The sequence below is a fragment of the Methanobrevibacter sp. genome, from assembly GCF_045646045.1.
In the GTDB taxonomy this organism is placed as follows: domain Archaea; phylum Methanobacteriota; class Methanobacteria; order Methanobacteriales; family Methanobacteriaceae; genus Methanocatella.
The window spans coordinates 1-15,422 of record NZ_JAZRJY010000081.1 but is presented as its reverse complement, the minus strand read 5'-3'; the positions used below and the strand labels follow the sequence as shown (position 1 = coordinate 15,422).

Below are 15,422 nucleotides of genomic sequence, written 5' to 3'. Positions count from 1 at the left end.
AGACATTAATAAATGTTATGATAACATATCAAAATCAATTATTGTATCTTCAGCTATGTCAACCAAAGCGGTTTTACCAACAACATCATCAATTCTAGCAGGAGATATTCCGATGCCAGGTCTTTTAAATGTTATTATATCTGAGGTGATTACATCCCCTTTTTTAATATTTTTCGTAAGGACGATGGATTTTCTTGCATCACGTTTTGCTGAAGATTCACATATTAACGGCTGTTTGTTTTTCATTCCTTTAATCTGAGATAAAAATCCGATGTTTGTTTTAAATATCATTACATCTTCAGGATCCATTGAATGTGAATGGTCATTACCTGGAAGGGATTTATCTAAAGTAAAATGCTTTTCTATAATATCTGCACCAAAATTATATGCAGTTGTTAGGACAAACATGTTAGAATCAGGTTTAGTATGATCTGAATAGCCAATTTCATAATTTGGAAAGTTTTGGGCCAAATCTTTAATCATTGCCAAATTAGCATCTCTATAATCAGTCGGATAAGCCAATACAGAATGCAATATTGCAATATCAACAGTAGATACATCTTCAATAGCTCTAACAGCTATTTTAACTTCATTTAATGTGGCCGCACCAGTCAATAATAACATTGGCTTATTTTTCTTTGCAATATATTGTATAAAAGGAATATTTGTTAAATCAGATGAGGCGATTGGATAAATATCCATGAATTCATCTAAATAATCCGCAGATTCATAATCAAGAGGTGTTGATAAGAATTTTATTTTCAATTCATTGCAGTATTCAGACAACTCAAAAAATTCATCACGACCAAATTCATCATATTTTTTGAATAAATCAAACTGTTCTGGAAAATTACGGGATATAATATTTTCAGTTTTATAAGACTCAAATTTTACGGCATCAATACCTGCCTTTTTAGCTTCCAAAATCATTAATTTTGCAGCTTCCATAGTTGATATTTCTTCTTTTAGAGCAATATCATAATAATTTACCCCAATATCCGCTATCAAATAAGGCTTTTTATAAAAGATATTCATATTAACACCTAATGTTTTTTTTGCTCAAAATCGCGTGCCCAATATCTCTGTTCAACAACAGACCAGATATTTTCAAAACCATGCTTTAAATCAACATTCTTCATCAAATTGCTCATATTCTGCCTCAATTCGAAATCCTGCCAAACAATTTTAAATTGATTGGTGATATCATCATTTGATATCGTATCAACAAGACCCATATTAATAAATCCATTTTCAGAAGATGCAAAATCATGGGTTTGTTCACGTCCATTTTGACAAATACAAATACATGGAGTTCCAACAGAACAGATTTCATACATTTTTCTACTTGCTGATGAAAAAATAATATCCGCTCTTAGCATGAATGCACTGATATTTTCCACACTATTTCTATAAATTTGAACATTATTATTCGATTCATATTTTTGGGCCAGTTCTTCTCCGTATTGATAATTGAATGGTAAAATGACATCAATCCTACCCGCATAACCACTAGCCAAAACAGATTCCAATACTTTTTCAGTTAGATTATTTGAATCATTCCTTCCAATTGCAATCAATACATCATTAACATCAGGACCTACAACTTTTTTTGGCTGGAAATAAAATTCATCTCTCAATAAATAATATTTATATCCACTAAAAATATTTCCAAAACCACCATCATGTTCATATAATGAATCAAAAACTACATCAGCATCTTCTGAACCTTCTCCAAGATCTTCAAAGTTAATAACAAAGAATCCCATTTCTTTTAGATGAGAAACATATTCTTTAGTAGTATCGAATATGTCATTAACAACAATCTTAGGGTTGAATTCATTTAATTTTTTGAATAAATCATCATTTCCATCATATAATTTAAATGGAAAGTTAAAACTTTTAACAAAATCAACACCCAATGGATAATTTTCATCAATGAAAAATAAAACATTATCACTTAGTAATCTGGATGCTAAAGAAACGCATCTCTGAATTGGACCGAAACCAGTATCATCATTAGCATTGACAATCATTGCTATTTTTTTTCTATTTATATAACGTTCAGCAACCCACCAGTCCTCATAAGAAATAATATTTATACTCTCTTCTTGAGAAATTTCAATCAAATCAACATTATTTCCCAAACGGGAATTTGGAGTTATAAAAGATCTTCTGGTTGCGAATATACCTCCAGTTTCAACATATTCCATAGGAAGATATTGCTGAGATAACCTTTCAGAATATAATGGAAAATAACGATTATCTTTTTCATTAAATCCCCAGCTTAAATGTTTATTTCCCATAACAGAAATAACAGTATCAACATCAAAATTTTCAAATTTTTCAATGGCTTTATCAAGTGTTTCTGTTTTTAAAAGAGGAGATGTAGTTTGTAAGGTAATTACAATATCATACTCATCAAATGCAATTTTTTCCTTTTGTACTGTCGCGTCATAAACAACAGGATCAACTGGGATTTGGTCTCCTGCCAAATCCGGAGAACGTCTTACAACACTTGCCCCAAATTTTTCAGATATTGAAGCTGTTTCTGAATCTTCAGTAGACACTACAACATCATCAACATATTTAGAAGATTTAGCGATGTCAATTGCATAAGAAATTAATGGTTTGTCTGCAAGTAAACGAATATTCTTGCGATGAATTCTTTTTGAACCCCCACGAGCAGGGATTACTACTAAAATTTTATTGTTGTTGAACATGATTATCACTAAATAATAAAAAAATTTAATTAATATCTATAATTAATATTAATATATTATAATTTAAATTCTTTGGTGTAATCATGAAAAATATGTCAAAAGAGCTATTAGATAGAATTAACAAATTAGCAACGCCTGTTAAAATAATGCACGTATGTGGTTCACACGAACATACAATAATGGAAAATGGTATCAGAAGCCTCCTACCTGACGAAGTGGAAATTGTTGCAGGTCCAGGATGCCCAGTGTGTGTTGTTCCATCACGTGAAATAGATGAATGTTTAGAACTGGTTGAAAAAGGAGTTACAATAACTACATTTGGAGACATGCTGAGAGTTCCAGGTTCACAAGGATCACTTGCAGATGCTAAAGCTGAAGGTGGAGACGTAAGAATAGTTTATGGAATTAATAAAGCTATTGAAATAGCTGAAAAAGAAGATAATGATGTTGTATTTATGGCGGCAGGGTTTGAAACAACAGCACCTACAACCGCAGCAGAAATATTATCCACACCTCCCGAAAACTTTTCAGTACTGTCCTGCCACAGATTAATACCTCCGGCAATAGACTTTTTAATTAACTCAGGACAAACAAGTTTGAATGCTTTAATTCAACCAGGACACGTTTGTACAATAATCGGTACCAAACCATTTGAATACTTCTCTACTGATTTCGGTATCCCTCAGGCTGTTGCTGGATTTAATCCTTTAGACATATTAATGTCTGTTTATATGATTTTAAGACAAATTCATAATGATACACCAAAAATAGATAATGAATATGCAAGAGCTGTAAGGGAAGAAGGAAATGAAATTGCAACAAAAATGATTGATGAAGTCTTTGATGTTGCAAGCAGAGAATGGAGAGGATTTCCTAAAATACCTAATTCCGTTTTAGAAATAAAAGACGAATTTTCAGAATTTAATGCCCGTGAAAAATACGACATTGAAGTTAAAGATGTTAAAGAAGCCCCAAAAGGATGTATTTGTGGGCCTATTTTAAGAGGTCTCAAAAGACCTGAGGACTGTACATTATTTAGAAAAGAATGTAATCCGCTCCACCCTATCGGAGCCTGTATGGTAAGTAAAGAAGGAACATGCAATATTGCACATAGATATTCAAGGAGATAAAATATGAAAATAGAAGCAATAGCTGTTGACATCGACGGGACAATAACTGATGAAAAAAGAAAAATATGTATTTCAGCCATTGAATCCTTAAGAGCAGCTGAAGAAAAGGGAATTCCAACAATAATCGTTACTGGAAATGTGGTTAATTACGCATATGCTACCGAAGTTCTAATCGGATGTAGTGGAGGACTTGTAGCAGAAAATGGTGGGATGATTTTTAAAGAAGGATATAACAACAATGCTGTTGAAATTTTAGTAAACAGAGAATATATTGAAAAAGCAGAAATGCACCTTAAAGAAAAATTAGGCGATAACTATTCAAAACACGCTTCACATGACAATGATTACCGTGCAACAGAAATAGTATTTTATAAAACAATTGAAAGAGAAATTATTGAAGATGCACTTAAAGATTATGAACATGTTGATGAATTGGAAATCTATGACAGCGGTTTTGCCCTCCATGTAACAGATGAACGTGTTAATAAAGGAACATCACTTAGAAGATTATGTGAACAAAACGGCATCAATATGGAAAACGTGATGGCTATTGGAGATAGTGAAAATGATGAAGACTTCCTAAAAGAAGCCGGAGTAAAAATAGCTGTAGGAAATGCTGATGACTCTTTAAAAGCTATTAGTACATATGTTTGCGAAAATAACTTTGGTGATGGTGTAGCTGAAGCTATTGAGAAATTTGCATTATGAGGAACATAGTATGATATATGAAATAGCAGACGAATGTGTCAGAGAAGTTGAAAAATTAACCGACCAGTGGGAAATTTATATAAATAACATCAATTGTATTGAAGTTGAATCAAAACTAGACGTTTTAAATTTTGCAAAGGAAGAGATTGACAAAGGTGTTGGAATTCGTGTAATTAAAGACAATAAAATGGGATTTGCATACACAACAGACCTTGACAAAATCCCGCAAATGGCACAAAAGGCCTTGGAAAATGCAAAATTAAATAATGTTGATAAAAATTATGAATTTTCAAAGGTTGAAAAAGTCCACGATATCAAAGGAACATATGATAAAAAATATGATGATTTAAGTTTAGATGAATGCTGTGAATTTTTGGAAAATATCATTGCACGCACAAAAGAAAATGAGTGCAGCATAACTTCCACAGGTTTTTCAGCAGTGAAATCTGAAGAATTAATACTAAATTCAAATGGCGTATCTATTTATGATAAAAATACTGGATTTAGCGGAGGATTATCCGTTACTCTTGAAAAAGATGGGCAAATCACAACATCATATGATTACAAATCTTCAAGACAACTCGACCTGGAATATGAGAAATTAACTGACGATGTATGTAAAATAGCCAAAGACTCTTTAAATCCAAAAGCCATTGAAACTAAAGAATGTGATGTTGTTCTTGATTATTATGCTGCATCAGGATTGCTTTCCACATTTATTGATGGATTCATTGGTGAAAATGTTTTAAGAGGAAGATCAATTCTCCATGACCAAATTAACAATGAAATTACCAATACCAATCTTTCAATTATTGATAATCCATTGCTTGAAGGAGGTATGGGAAGTGTAAAAGCGGATGGTGAAGGAACAGCATCTAAAAAGACTACTTTGGTTGAAAATGGAGTTTTAAAATCATTTTTATATGACATCTACACAGCAAATAAAGCAGGATGCAAAAGCACTTCCAACGGTTATAGGGCATCTTATCTGTCAACACCGACCACATCCCCATCCAATATTGAATTTAAATTTGAAAATAAAATTGGAATAGATGAAATTGACACGGGAATACTGATTACAAATGTTTTAGGAGCACATACAGCAAATCCGATTTCAGGAGACTTTTCTGTTGAAGCAAATAATGCATTTACAATTGAAAACGGAGAAATCACTGACGGCGTTAAAAAATCAATGATTTCCGGAAATATTTTCGAACTGATGAAAACATGCGACGGCCTTAAATCTGAAATTAAACAAAAAGGATCATACATTATTCCAAAAATACTTGTTCATGACCTGAAAGTTATCGGATTATAGTGATTTGAATGAACAACAAATTAAAAGAACTTTTAAATATTAATCCTGATGATGCAACTGAAGAAGATAATGATGCATTAATTGAAGAAATAAAAAATGCCAAATTAATAATGCCCATTGAAATAACAAGTCATGATTCAAATAATATTGAAGATTTTCGTTTCAATCCTGTAAAAATCGCAGATGATGATGGGCGAACATATATTCCATTGTTCAGTGATGATTCAGAAGTATATGGCCATACATCTGCAATCAATATTTATACTAAAGATCTGGCAGAAATGATTGGGGATAACCCTGAAAATATATTTGGTGTGGTTATTAATCCATTCAGCAATTATGGCGTAACATTGCCGATGGATTCTTTCCTAAAAATATTTGAATAAGAAAAAATTAAATTTTTCGTAATTGATTCTTGTATCTTTCCAATGCATTATCCGTATAATTGGTCATGACATGTTTTGATGTTAATTCTTTAGTTTCATCAAATAATTTTTCTTTTGAAGATATTGCATCTTCAATATCTTTATCCAACTGATTCAATCTGCTTTCAAAAGAATTTTCGGATTTCATGATTTTAATACGGGTTGATTTAGATAATCTTTCCATTTCTTTTTCAACATCAAATTCTTTTTCTTTTTCTTCCTTTTTTTCTTTTTTAGCCATATATATCACCTACATTTCAATAATAGGTAATTGAATTTCAGTAATAAATTCGTCTTCATTATCGCAATTATGGAAACCTTTAATGAAAACTTCTTTTGGTGAGCCAATAATGTCATAATTATTTGCTTGAGAAATATCAACTAATTCTGCATAGCTATCCATAATATTGTCTGTAGGACCCTCATGGATTCCACACAACATTTTATGTTCAACCATATCAACTACACGAATCATATCCTCATCAACAGCATCTTCATCGTCGATGACAATCCCCACATCATAAACAGCATCGCCATCATTTACTTCATGTCTTGGTGAATAATAAACTACAAAAGGTTCACCCAAAGCATTTATTTCTTCCGCATCAATCCAATCTGCTAATTTGGAAATCAAGAGTCCTAAATCAGTAATTGGGCCTTTATAATTGATAACAGCTAATTTTTGATCTGGAATAATTTTTATTTCATGTTCCATTCTTTCACCTTATAATAGTAATTTTGATTTAATTAAATAAATAAACTTCTACTTCCTCACCCTCATCCAATAATTCAACTGATTTTTCTACTTTTACATAACCATCAGCACTAGATAAGGAAAAAATTGCACCTGAATCTTTAAATATAGGTTGTACATCACTTCCATCCACTTTTACAAGCTGATACTGCATACGTCCAACCGGAGAGTGGATTCTTCTTGTCATAACCCCATTAATTACTTTTTGCTCAAATTCTTTTTTTATTCCTGCAACATCAGATAATGGGGAAGCTACAAATGCATTAAATATCATTAATGCGGATACAGGATTACCCGGAAGACCAATGACTAATTTTTCATTGATAAGACCAACAATTGTTGGTTTTCCCGGCTGAACAGATATTCCGTGAATGTAAACTTCACCCAATTCATCCAAAACATGTTTTATTACATCCCCAAGACCTGCTGAAGTTCCGCCGGAGCATAATAAAATATCAACGTCTTCAAGTGATTCCTGAATTTTTTCTTTTACCTGGTCATAATTATCTCGAACAACACCTAAAAATTTTGCATCGGCACCACAGGAAACCGCATCGTTTTTAATCATGTTTCCATTTACATCATAGATCTTACCGAATGGTAAATCTTGGCCCTGCATTGTAATCTCATTACCTGAAGATATTATACCAACAGTAGGTTTTTTATACACTTCAATAGTTTTAAAACCCTGAGACAGTAAAACCCCAATTTTTCCGGGAGTTAAAATATCTCCTTTTTTAAGAATCAATTTACCTTCTTCAATGTCTGAGCCTTTTTTAGCAATATCCTGTGATGGAGTTGCAGTAGTAAACAAATTAACCTTATCGTCAAATTTTTCGCAGTATTCTACCATCACAACAGCGTTTGCACCTTCCGGAATAGCTGCACCTGTACTGATTTCAATACATTTACCTTTTTCAACTTTTTTATCAGTAATGGATCCTGCTTCTAAAAAATCAATAACATCCAATGTATTCGGTGATTCTTCACTTGCTCCGTAACTGTCTTCTGATAAAATTGCAAAACCGTCTTTTAGAGCTTTATCAAATGGAGGAAAATCCATTCTACTATAAACATCATTGAATAATACTCTTCCGTAAGCATCTTCACAATCAATTTCTTCACTTTGAGCTGTACAGTACTTATCAAATAAATCCTGAATAATATCTTGTGCTTCATCGCACTCTTTTATTTTTAAAAATTCGGTACCCATTAAAACACCTTTTAATAAAATCCAATAAATTAATATATAGTATATTAATAAATATATAAATAATTTATATAATTGTGAATTATATTTTAAGTTTGGAGGAGAGTATTTGTCTAAAGCTAATAACAACAATCAACAAGAGTATAGGAGAGTTAGAACTCCTAAAAAGGGAGAAATTCCTGGAGTAGTCGAACAAATCATGGGACATGGTAAATTAAAAGTTAGATGTGCAGACGGACACATTAGAATGACCAGAATTCCTGGAAAAATGAAAAAACGTATTTGGATTCGTGAAGGTGACGTCATCCTTGTAAAACCATGGGATTTCCAATCCGATGAAAAAGGAGATGTAATCTGGAGATACACCAAAACCGAGTCCAACTGGCTTGAAAGAAAAGGTTACTTAAAAATGTAACCACACCATTTACCTTTTTTTACTGATTTTAATGGATTCCAAAGTAGCAAAAGCCGATGCCAAGCATGAAAAAATTCATTCCGAAAAAAGAAAGAAAGACAGTTCTGATAGAAAAACAGGAAATGAAATTTTTGATAAGATTACTTTAGAAACGCTTTACAAATTAGCCAACCAAGGTTATATTGACATTTTAAACGGTGCTATAAGTACCGGTAAAGAGGCCAATGTACTTACAGGAATTACCGATGATGAAAAATTTGTAGCTGTTAAAATTTATAGAATAGCTACATCTGATTTTAAAAAAATGGATTATTATCTAAAAGGGGATCCCAGATTTAACGTTAAAACTAAAAATAAACGCAAAATCATTTATTCCTGGGTGACAAAAGAATTTAAAAACTTAACCCGGTTATATGATGCTGGAGTAACTGTTCCAAAACCGATTACCAGTGCAAATAATGTATTATTAATTGAATTTATTGGTGATGAAAACGGAAATCCGGCACAGCCTGTTAAAAATCGGCCTCCGGAAAACCCCAACGAATTTTTCAATAAGTTACTTGTTGAATTGAAAAAATTTGTTAATGATGCCAAATTAGCACATGGAGATTTATCCAATTACAATATATTAAATAAAAATGAAACTCCAGTAATTATTGATGTTTCTCAATCAGTAGTTCTGGATAATCCAATATCAAAAGAATTACTTGAAAGAGATATTAACACGCTTGTTCGTGAATACACCAAATTAGGCGTAAAAACTAGTTTTGAAGAAGTTTGGGAATATGTAAACCCCAAATTTTAATTAAGTGTTGGAAACAATAGCATTAAGACTGAAAATTGGCATTTCATAAGATATGATTTTATACATTAACTGCCTTTTCAAACATTGATAGCATCTTTGAATTATCCAATACCCTCCATTATATATATTCATGAAAAAAATGGACTGTTGAGTGAATTAAAAATAATTCTCTTTTCCCTTAATATTGTTAAATTGAAACTCTTGAATTTGAGATACGCCATTATGACAATCTCCATCAAAAGTTATGAAATCTAAAAGAAAATTTTTTCTTAAATTAAAATCGTGAGCATCAAGAACAATCTCATCATCAGGAGAATGAACTTTTAGGGAATTTAATTTCCTTTTCAAATCCAAGTATTTTAACCTAACATCTGTTAACACTACATTATGCTACCATTGATTTCTTCTTGAATAAATAAAAAGTATCATGCATTTTATAATCTTGAAAATACCAATCCCGTAACACTTCTGAAATTCTTTAAGGAATTCAGGTTTTAGAGTATATAGGGAATGGTAACTTAATTTATAAAGTTAAACTAATGAAATTCTACAAAAGACTACTTGTCAATAGCTTAAAATCTTACTTTGCAAATGCTCTCTCTAATCTTTTATATACCTTATAAACCTACTTATTATTATATCAACTTTAGATACCTGGAGCTTATAATATGAATAATGAGATTGTAAAAACATTATTATATACCAGTGAAGACGGAGCAGTGGCCATAGATGTAATTATTGATTCTGAAAATGACACAATGTGGACCACACAAAAAACCATGGCAGAATTGTTCGGTAAAAATATCAAAACCATAAGTAAACATTTAACCAATATTTTTGAGTCTGGAGAGCTGGTAAAATCAGAAGTAACCTTCAATCCGAACGATTCCACTAATAGTGGAAACGTTATTATAAACCCTGATGCGAAAACACAGCCAATATTATACAACCTGGATGCCATAATCTCAGTAGGCTATCGCGTAAACAGTAAACAGGCAACACACTTTCGAAGATGGGCAACAGGAGTGCTTAGAGAGTATATTGTAAAAGGTTTTGCACTTGATGATGAGTTATTGAAAAAAGGCACAAGATTCGGGAAAGATTACTTCGACCATTTGCTTTCAAGAATCCGTGAAATAAGAGCTTCAGAGAGAAGATTCAACCAGAAAATCACTGACCTTTATGCAACAAGTGCCGACTACAATCTGGATAGCGATGAAACAAAAGACTTCTTTGCCACAGTGCAGAACATGCTGCTTTTTGCCATAACCGGCCAGACTGCCGCTGAAATCATAAAATCCCGCAGCGACAAAACCAAAGTTAACATGGGACTTACAACATGGGAAGATGCTCCTCATGGAAAAATCCTTCAGGCAGACGTGGTAATTTCAAAAAACTACTTAAACGAAATGGAACTGGATTCACTGAATACGCTGGTTGACGGTTTTTTAACATTGGCAGAGACAAGGGCAAATTCCCAAAAACCAACATTCATGAAAGACTGGAAAATCTTGCTTTACGGATATCTTGAATTAAGCCAATTGCCACTGCTGGAAGGAAAAGGCAAAGTTTCAGCTGTTGAAGCTAAAGCTCATGCGATTAACGAGTATAAAGAATTCAGAATAGATCAGGATAGAAATTATGAATCTGATTTTGATAACCTAATAAAATCCATTAAACGACTGGAAGGTAAAAAATAATATCTATCTGGAGAATGCCGCTCCCCAGATACTTTCGAAATTCTTAAGGCATTTGGTTTTAATATATTAAATAATTATGTTGGGATTAGCCACATATAGAAGTTATGTTACATATAACACTCAAATAACTTAATTTAAATTTTGAAATAATTTTGTAAAAATTGATAATATATGAAAAAAAGTTATAATATTCATAGTATCGATAATTAATAAATTTCTTTTATATAATTTTAATAAATACTTAAAATTAAGATTAATTAAATTATATTCTATTTATTTATTATCAAAATTATTAATCAAAAATATAATTAAAAACTGCTCAATAAAAATACCATTATGCTCAATCAAAAATTGACAATATTGACAATACATATTAAAAACCAAAAAAAGATAATGAAAAAATTTCTTTTATATAATTTCAATGAATAATTAAAATAATGATAAAGTAACTGACAAAAAAATCAAAAACTAGTTAAAATATCAATCATAAATTTAATTAAAAACTGCTCAATAAAAATAGCATTATGCTCAATCATAAATTGATAATATTGCAAATATTTACTATGAACTAGCCATAATTATCTAAATTTATATTAAGCATAGACTCCAAATTTAACTACAGAAATGTTGCCAGAAGAGCTGTAAGTAAAACATCTTTTTTACGGGAATATGTGAACCCCAAATTTTAAAATTATACTAATTTTTCCAAATGTTGCTTAAGTTCAGATAGTTCCACTTTCATAGTTTTCCTGGCCAAATGCTAAACCGAAATTTAAATTTGGCAAAAACCCTAAATTAATTTATCCGGTGTTTTTTCATCAAACCATCCTTTTTTAACTCCAATATAGTATACTGCAATTGATGAAACTAAAGTAAGTGAAATATCTAGAACAAAACCCCAATAAGAGATTGTTGATGAAGATGAAGTAAAACCAATAGCAACAATGAAAAACGCCATCAGATTATTAATTGAATGAATTGAAGCCGCTGCTTCCAAACCATTAGTACGCCAAGAGATTAATCCGAAAATAATTCCTGAAATAAACACAGAAATTACACCAAGATCATTGTAAGAATGAACCATATAAAAAATTACAGCTTGAATAATAATAGCCAAAATCGGATTTTTAAACCATGCCCCAAAAGTCTGCATTAAAAGACCACGAAACACATGTTCTTCAACAATACATTGGGCAGGAATAAGAATCAAAGATATAATCAATGCCATTAGAGAAACTTGACTGTTGCCTAAATATTCATCGCCAGACAATAGAGATAATGAAAAATAAGCCAAATATATTACAAAAGGAATGGACAAGCATTTGAAATAGATTTTCCAATTCCATCCCCCACGGGAAGAAGAATAAGAAGAAAACGGTCTATCACGAACAATTTTAGAAGCAATATAAATTGCAGGAGCAAAAATAATCATAGACAAATAAGAATAATAAACTGAAACATCAGAGTTATTTAATGTTTCATATCCCCCATTTAATATTGCATTAATAGTATTTTCGCCATATACTGTATTAAAAACCAATACCAAAATATTTTGAAATAGGAAATATAAAATTGTCACAAGAACAATAGTAATTAATGGTTTATACCATTTATATTTGTCAAATGTTCTTGGAAAAGTAACATAATCGGGAAATTTATTTTCATCATTATTCATAGATAATATATTAGATAAACCAAATATATTAAAATTACTAAAAAAAAATCTTTTTTAGAGTTATTCAAAACTAAGAAATTAAAACATCATATTTACAAGAATATACTGGCCAAAATTTAAATTATAGAATATTTCCTTATTTTAAATGAAAAAATTTATAAATTGATTACTTCAAAAAGAAGTATTAAATAGAATTTCTTACAAATAATAAAGTAACGAAGGTGATAAAAATGCCTGAAACAGATTATTTAAAAATACCTCAAAATAGAGTTGGTGCTTTAATCGGTAAAAATGGAGACGTTAAAAAATCCATTGAAAAGTTAACCGGCACCATACTTGATATCGATAGTGATGATGGAACTGTTTATATCACTCCTCGTGAGGATATGGAAGATCCTTTGGGTGTTTGGAATGCAAATCACATTGTAAAAGCCATAGCCCGCGGTTTTAACCCAGAGGTTGCCATGAAATTAATTCATGATGACATATATCTTGAAATTATGAAATTACCATTATATGTTGGCAAATCCAAAAAAGCCTTAGCAAGATATAAAGGAAGAATCATAGGTGCAAATGGTAAAACCCGTGAACTTATTACCGAGTTAGCTGATGTTGACATGGCTGTTTATGGTAAAACGGTTTCATTAATAGGTGAAATGGAGAACATTTTGGTAGCTAAAGAAGCTATTGAGATGATTTTAAACGGTTCTAGACACAAATCCGTTTATGCCTTTTTAGAAAACAAAAAAGAAACACTCAAACTTAGAGAATTTAAAGATCTCGTCGGTATTCATGATGACAAAATTGAGTTCAAAGACGGGATTGAATTTGACGAAGAAACATTGCAGTAACATAATATGTTACTGACTTACTTTTTTTATATTAAACTATTACCCTAGCATTAAAATAATGATTTGAATGAAGAAAATTATAAAACATTATAGCAAAATATTATATACTTCAACCAACATATATAGGTAACATAGTTTAGAAACTATATTCTTTACAATTTTTATTATTATTTTATTGTATATTTTTGAACGGACTAGCTATGGTACTGTAAAAATATTACTCGTCAAATGCTCTCAGATGTTATTTATATACTTATAAAATTAATAATTTTAATTATAAAAATTTCGAAAAATTATAGGAGGAAACATTTTGGTTCAACAAGAAATAGGAATTGACTGGGAAGAAGATTTTGATAGATTAACACCATCCCAGTTTTTCAGAAAAAACAAGCAGATGCTCGGTTTTACTGGTAAAATTCGTTCATTGACCATTGTATTTCACGAATTGATTACAAACAGTTTCGATGCATGTGAAGAAGCAGGAATACTGCCTGATATCGATATTGAATTAAAACGTGTCGATAAAGAATACTACATCTTAAGACACAAAGATAATGGGCCTGGAATTCCTGAGGATTATGTAATGCAAGTATACTGTATGATGTTTGCAGGATCCAAATTCAGAAACATCCAATCCAGAGGACAACAAGGTTTAGGTTGTAGTGGATGTGTATTACTTTCACAAATGACTACGGGTAAACCTGCTCATGTAATTTCATGTTATAAAGAAGGAGATGAAATTAAAGGAGTAAAAATGAAATTCCAAATGGATGTTGAAAACAATCGTGGAATTTTAATGGAAAGAGAAGACTACCCTGCTGAAGCAACAGGAGTTTGTATAGAATTACACTTTAAAGACGTATCATACTCCATGGCAGAGCAAGGTGCTTTCGAATATATCAGAAGAACCATGATTGGAAATCCACATGCAAAAATTACATTCAGAGACCCAACCGGACACAAATATATCTTCAAAAGAGCAGCGGATGTTGTTCCTGTACAACCAAAAGAAGTATTGCCACACCCTAAAGGTGTAAGTGCCGATGATTTAATGACAATGGCTAAAAATACTGATAAAAGAAGATATAAAAGTATGTTAACTGCATCAATGTCAAGAATGTCAAATAAAAGGGCGGACGAAATCGCTCAAATGACCGGAATTGATATGAACAAACGTCCTAAAGACATGACATTCCCTGAAGCGGAAGCTATTGTTCAATGCTTCAAAAAGATGAAATTTATGGCTCCTCCAACTGACGGACTCATACCAATCGGATCTGAACAAATTGAAAAGGGTATGAAACAAATCCTTAAACCTGATTTTGTAACAACAATCACAAGAAAACCAGTTACATACCAAGGTGGTGTGTCCTTCATTATTGAAGCAGGACTCGCATACGGTGGAGATGCAGGAAGAGTGGTTAATGAGAAAAGGAAATCTGAAATCATGAGATTTGCAAACAGAGTTCCATTAACTTTCGATGCAGGAAGCTGTGCAATTACAGAAGCTTTAAAAAGTATTGACTGGAAACGTTATGGCTTAAAAGATATGGACAATACCCCATTAACCTTATTTGTAAATATTATCTCCACACAGGCCCCTTACCTTTCAACAGGAAAACAAAGTGTATCACCTGAACCTGAAATTGTTCACGAAATCAGACAGGCAACAATGAAACTAGCTCGTAAATTACAAAAGCACATCAGAGCT

The 15,422-nt window shown here is 31.5% G+C and carries 16 protein-coding genes; 9 read left to right on the top strand and 7 right to left on the bottom strand.

Going from position 1 to position 15,422, the window contains the following annotated elements; genetic code table 11:
• Nucleotides 1-15 precede the first annotated feature (15 nt).
• On the bottom strand, nucleotides 16-1,035 hold the full coding sequence (locus ACKI5C_RS05205; RefSeq protein ID WP_407432133.1) for an N-acetylneuraminate synthase family protein: 1,020 nt from the start codon (nucleotides 1,033-1,035) through the stop codon (nucleotides 16-18).
• An 8-nt stretch (nucleotides 1,036-1,043) separates the two neighbouring features.
• Entirely contained in the window at nucleotides 1,044-2,720 is a 1,677-nt protein-coding gene (locus ACKI5C_RS05200) for a cytidylyltransferase domain-containing protein (RefSeq protein ID WP_407432132.1), read from the bottom strand.
• 83 nt (nucleotides 2,721-2,803) lie between these two features.
• On the opposite strand from ACKI5C_RS05200, the gene hypD reads away from it, so the two are divergent.
• The 4 genes from hypD to ACKI5C_RS05180 are packed head-to-tail and all read left to right on the top strand — an operon-like array spanning nucleotide 2,804 to nucleotide 6,262.
• Entirely contained in the window at nucleotides 2,804-3,850 is a 1,047-nt protein-coding gene (hypD, locus tag ACKI5C_RS05195; RefSeq protein ID WP_296794651.1) for a hydrogenase formation protein HypD, read from the top strand.
• 3 nt (nucleotides 3,851-3,853) lie between these two features.
• Nucleotides 3,854-4,558, top strand: a complete 705-nt coding sequence (locus ACKI5C_RS05190) for a phosphoglycolate phosphatase (protein ID WP_407432131.1) — start codon at nucleotides 3,854-3,856, stop codon at nucleotides 4,556-4,558.
• Between the two features lie 10 nt (nucleotides 4,559-4,568).
• Complete coding sequence (locus tag ACKI5C_RS05185) at nucleotides 4,569-5,876, top strand: TldD/PmbA family protein (RefSeq protein WP_407432130.1); 1,308 nt, start codon at nucleotides 4,569-4,571, stop codon at nucleotides 5,874-5,876.
• Nucleotides 5,877-5,884: 8 nt separating this feature from the next.
• Complete coding sequence (locus ACKI5C_RS05180) at nucleotides 5,885-6,262, top strand: SseB family protein (protein WP_407432129.1); 378 nt, start codon at nucleotides 5,885-5,887, stop codon at nucleotides 6,260-6,262.
• Nucleotides 6,263-6,269: 7 nt separating this feature from the next.
• On the opposite strand, the gene ACKI5C_RS05175 is transcribed toward ACKI5C_RS05180, so the two are convergent.
• The 3 genes from ACKI5C_RS05175 to glp are packed head-to-tail and all read right to left on the bottom strand — an operon-like array spanning nucleotide 6,270 to nucleotide 8,268.
• The gene (locus tag ACKI5C_RS05175; RefSeq protein ID WP_407432128.1) at nucleotides 6,270-6,542 is read right to left on the bottom strand and encodes a hypothetical protein; all 273 of its coding nucleotides are present in this window, start codon (nucleotides 6,540-6,542) and stop codon (nucleotides 6,270-6,272) included.
• A 9-nt stretch (nucleotides 6,543-6,551) separates the two neighbouring features.
• On the bottom strand, nucleotides 6,552-7,016 hold the full coding sequence (locus tag ACKI5C_RS05170) for a GyrI-like domain-containing protein (protein ID WP_407432127.1): 465 nt from the start codon (nucleotides 7,014-7,016) through the stop codon (nucleotides 6,552-6,554).
• Between the two features lie 28 nt (nucleotides 7,017-7,044).
• On the bottom strand, nucleotides 7,045-8,268 hold the full coding sequence (gene glp / locus ACKI5C_RS05165) for a gephyrin-like molybdotransferase Glp (protein WP_407432126.1): 1,224 nt from the start codon (nucleotides 8,266-8,268) through the stop codon (nucleotides 7,045-7,047).
• Nucleotides 8,269-8,374: 106 nt separating this feature from the next.
• Between glp and eif1A the strand changes: the two genes are divergently transcribed.
• Both eif1A and ACKI5C_RS05155 read left to right on the top strand, forming a co-directional pair.
• Nucleotides 8,375-8,680 carry a translation initiation factor eIF-1A gene (gene eif1A / locus ACKI5C_RS05160; RefSeq protein ID WP_296794631.1) on the top strand — a complete coding sequence of 102 codons (306 nt, stop codon included), beginning with the start codon at nucleotides 8,375-8,377 and terminating at the stop codon, nucleotides 8,678-8,680.
• Nucleotides 8,681-8,711: 31 nt separating this feature from the next.
• Entirely contained in the window at nucleotides 8,712-9,485 is a 774-nt protein-coding gene (locus ACKI5C_RS05155; protein ID WP_407432125.1) for a serine protein kinase RIO, read from the top strand.
• Nucleotides 9,486-9,641: 156 nt separating this feature from the next.
• On the opposite strand, the gene ACKI5C_RS05150 is transcribed toward ACKI5C_RS05155, so the two are convergent.
• Nucleotides 9,642-9,839: a hypothetical protein gene (locus tag ACKI5C_RS05150; RefSeq protein WP_407432124.1), complete on the bottom strand. Its 198-nt coding sequence runs from the start codon at nucleotides 9,837-9,839 to the stop codon at nucleotides 9,642-9,644.
• A gap of 314 nt (nucleotides 9,840-10,153) precedes the next feature.
• On the opposite strand from ACKI5C_RS05150, the gene rhuM reads away from it, so the two are divergent.
• Nucleotides 10,154-11,185, top strand: coding sequence for a RhuM family protein (gene rhuM, locus ACKI5C_RS05145; protein WP_407432123.1), 1,032 nt, complete (start codon nucleotides 10,154-10,156; stop codon nucleotides 11,183-11,185).
• Nucleotides 11,186-11,975: 790 nt separating this feature from the next.
• Here the strand turns inward: rhuM and ACKI5C_RS05140 are convergent.
• Nucleotides 11,976-12,860 carry a CPBP family intramembrane glutamic endopeptidase gene (locus ACKI5C_RS05140; RefSeq protein ID WP_407432122.1) on the bottom strand — a complete coding sequence of 295 codons (885 nt, stop codon included), beginning with the start codon at nucleotides 12,858-12,860 and terminating at the stop codon, nucleotides 11,976-11,978.
• Between the two features lie 230 nt (nucleotides 12,861-13,090).
• Here ACKI5C_RS05140 and ACKI5C_RS05135 point away from each other — a divergent pair, with 230 nt between their 5' ends.
• Both ACKI5C_RS05135 and top6B read left to right on the top strand, forming a co-directional pair.
• A complete protein-coding gene (locus ACKI5C_RS05135) occupies nucleotides 13,091-13,711 on the top strand; it encodes a KH domain-containing protein (RefSeq protein ID WP_407432121.1) in 621 nt (206 codons plus the stop codon).
• Between the two features lie 310 nt (nucleotides 13,712-14,021).
• The coding region (gene top6B, locus ACKI5C_RS05130; RefSeq protein WP_407432120.1) for a DNA topoisomerase VI subunit B at nucleotides 14,022-15,422 on the top strand (1,401 nt) is incomplete at its 3' end.

Excerpts from the sequence above, each read along its gene's own strand:
- ACKI5C_RS05205 (WP_407432133.1), bottom strand. The coding sequence starts at position 1,035 with ATGAATATCTTTTATAAAAAGCCTTATTTGATAGCGGATATTGGGGTA.
- hypD (WP_296794651.1), top strand. The coding sequence starts at position 2,804 with ATGAAAAATATGTCAAAAGAGCTATTAGATAGAATTAACAAATTAGCA.
- ACKI5C_RS05200 (WP_407432132.1), bottom strand. The coding sequence starts at position 2,720 with ATGTTCAACAACAATAAAATTTTAGTAGTAATCCCTGCTCGTGGGGGT.
- ACKI5C_RS05170 (WP_407432127.1), bottom strand. The coding sequence starts at position 7,016 with ATGGAACATGAAATAAAAATTATTCCAGATCAAAAATTAGCTGTTATC.
- rhuM (WP_407432123.1), top strand. The coding sequence starts at position 10,154 with ATGAATAATGAGATTGTAAAAACATTATTATATACCAGTGAAGACGGA.
- ACKI5C_RS05190 (WP_407432131.1), top strand. The coding sequence starts at position 3,854 with ATGAAAATAGAAGCAATAGCTGTTGACATCGACGGGACAATAACTGAT.
- ACKI5C_RS05155 (WP_407432125.1), top strand. The coding sequence starts at position 8,712 with ATGGATTCCAAAGTAGCAAAAGCCGATGCCAAGCATGAAAAAATTCAT.
- ACKI5C_RS05185 (WP_407432130.1), top strand. The coding sequence starts at position 4,569 with ATGATATATGAAATAGCAGACGAATGTGTCAGAGAAGTTGAAAAATTA.
- glp (WP_407432126.1), bottom strand. The coding sequence starts at position 8,268 with ATGGGTACCGAATTTTTAAAAATAAAAGAGTGCGATGAAGCACAAGAT.
- ACKI5C_RS05175 (WP_407432128.1), bottom strand. The coding sequence starts at position 6,542 with ATGGCTAAAAAAGAAAAAAAGGAAGAAAAAGAAAAAGAATTTGATGTT.
- ACKI5C_RS05135 (WP_407432121.1), top strand. The coding sequence starts at position 13,091 with ATGCCTGAAACAGATTATTTAAAAATACCTCAAAATAGAGTTGGTGCT.
- ACKI5C_RS05140 (WP_407432122.1), bottom strand. The coding sequence starts at position 12,860 with ATGAATAATGATGAAAATAAATTTCCCGATTATGTTACTTTTCCAAGA.
- ACKI5C_RS05180 (WP_407432129.1), top strand. The coding sequence starts at position 5,885 with ATGAACAACAAATTAAAAGAACTTTTAAATATTAATCCTGATGATGCA.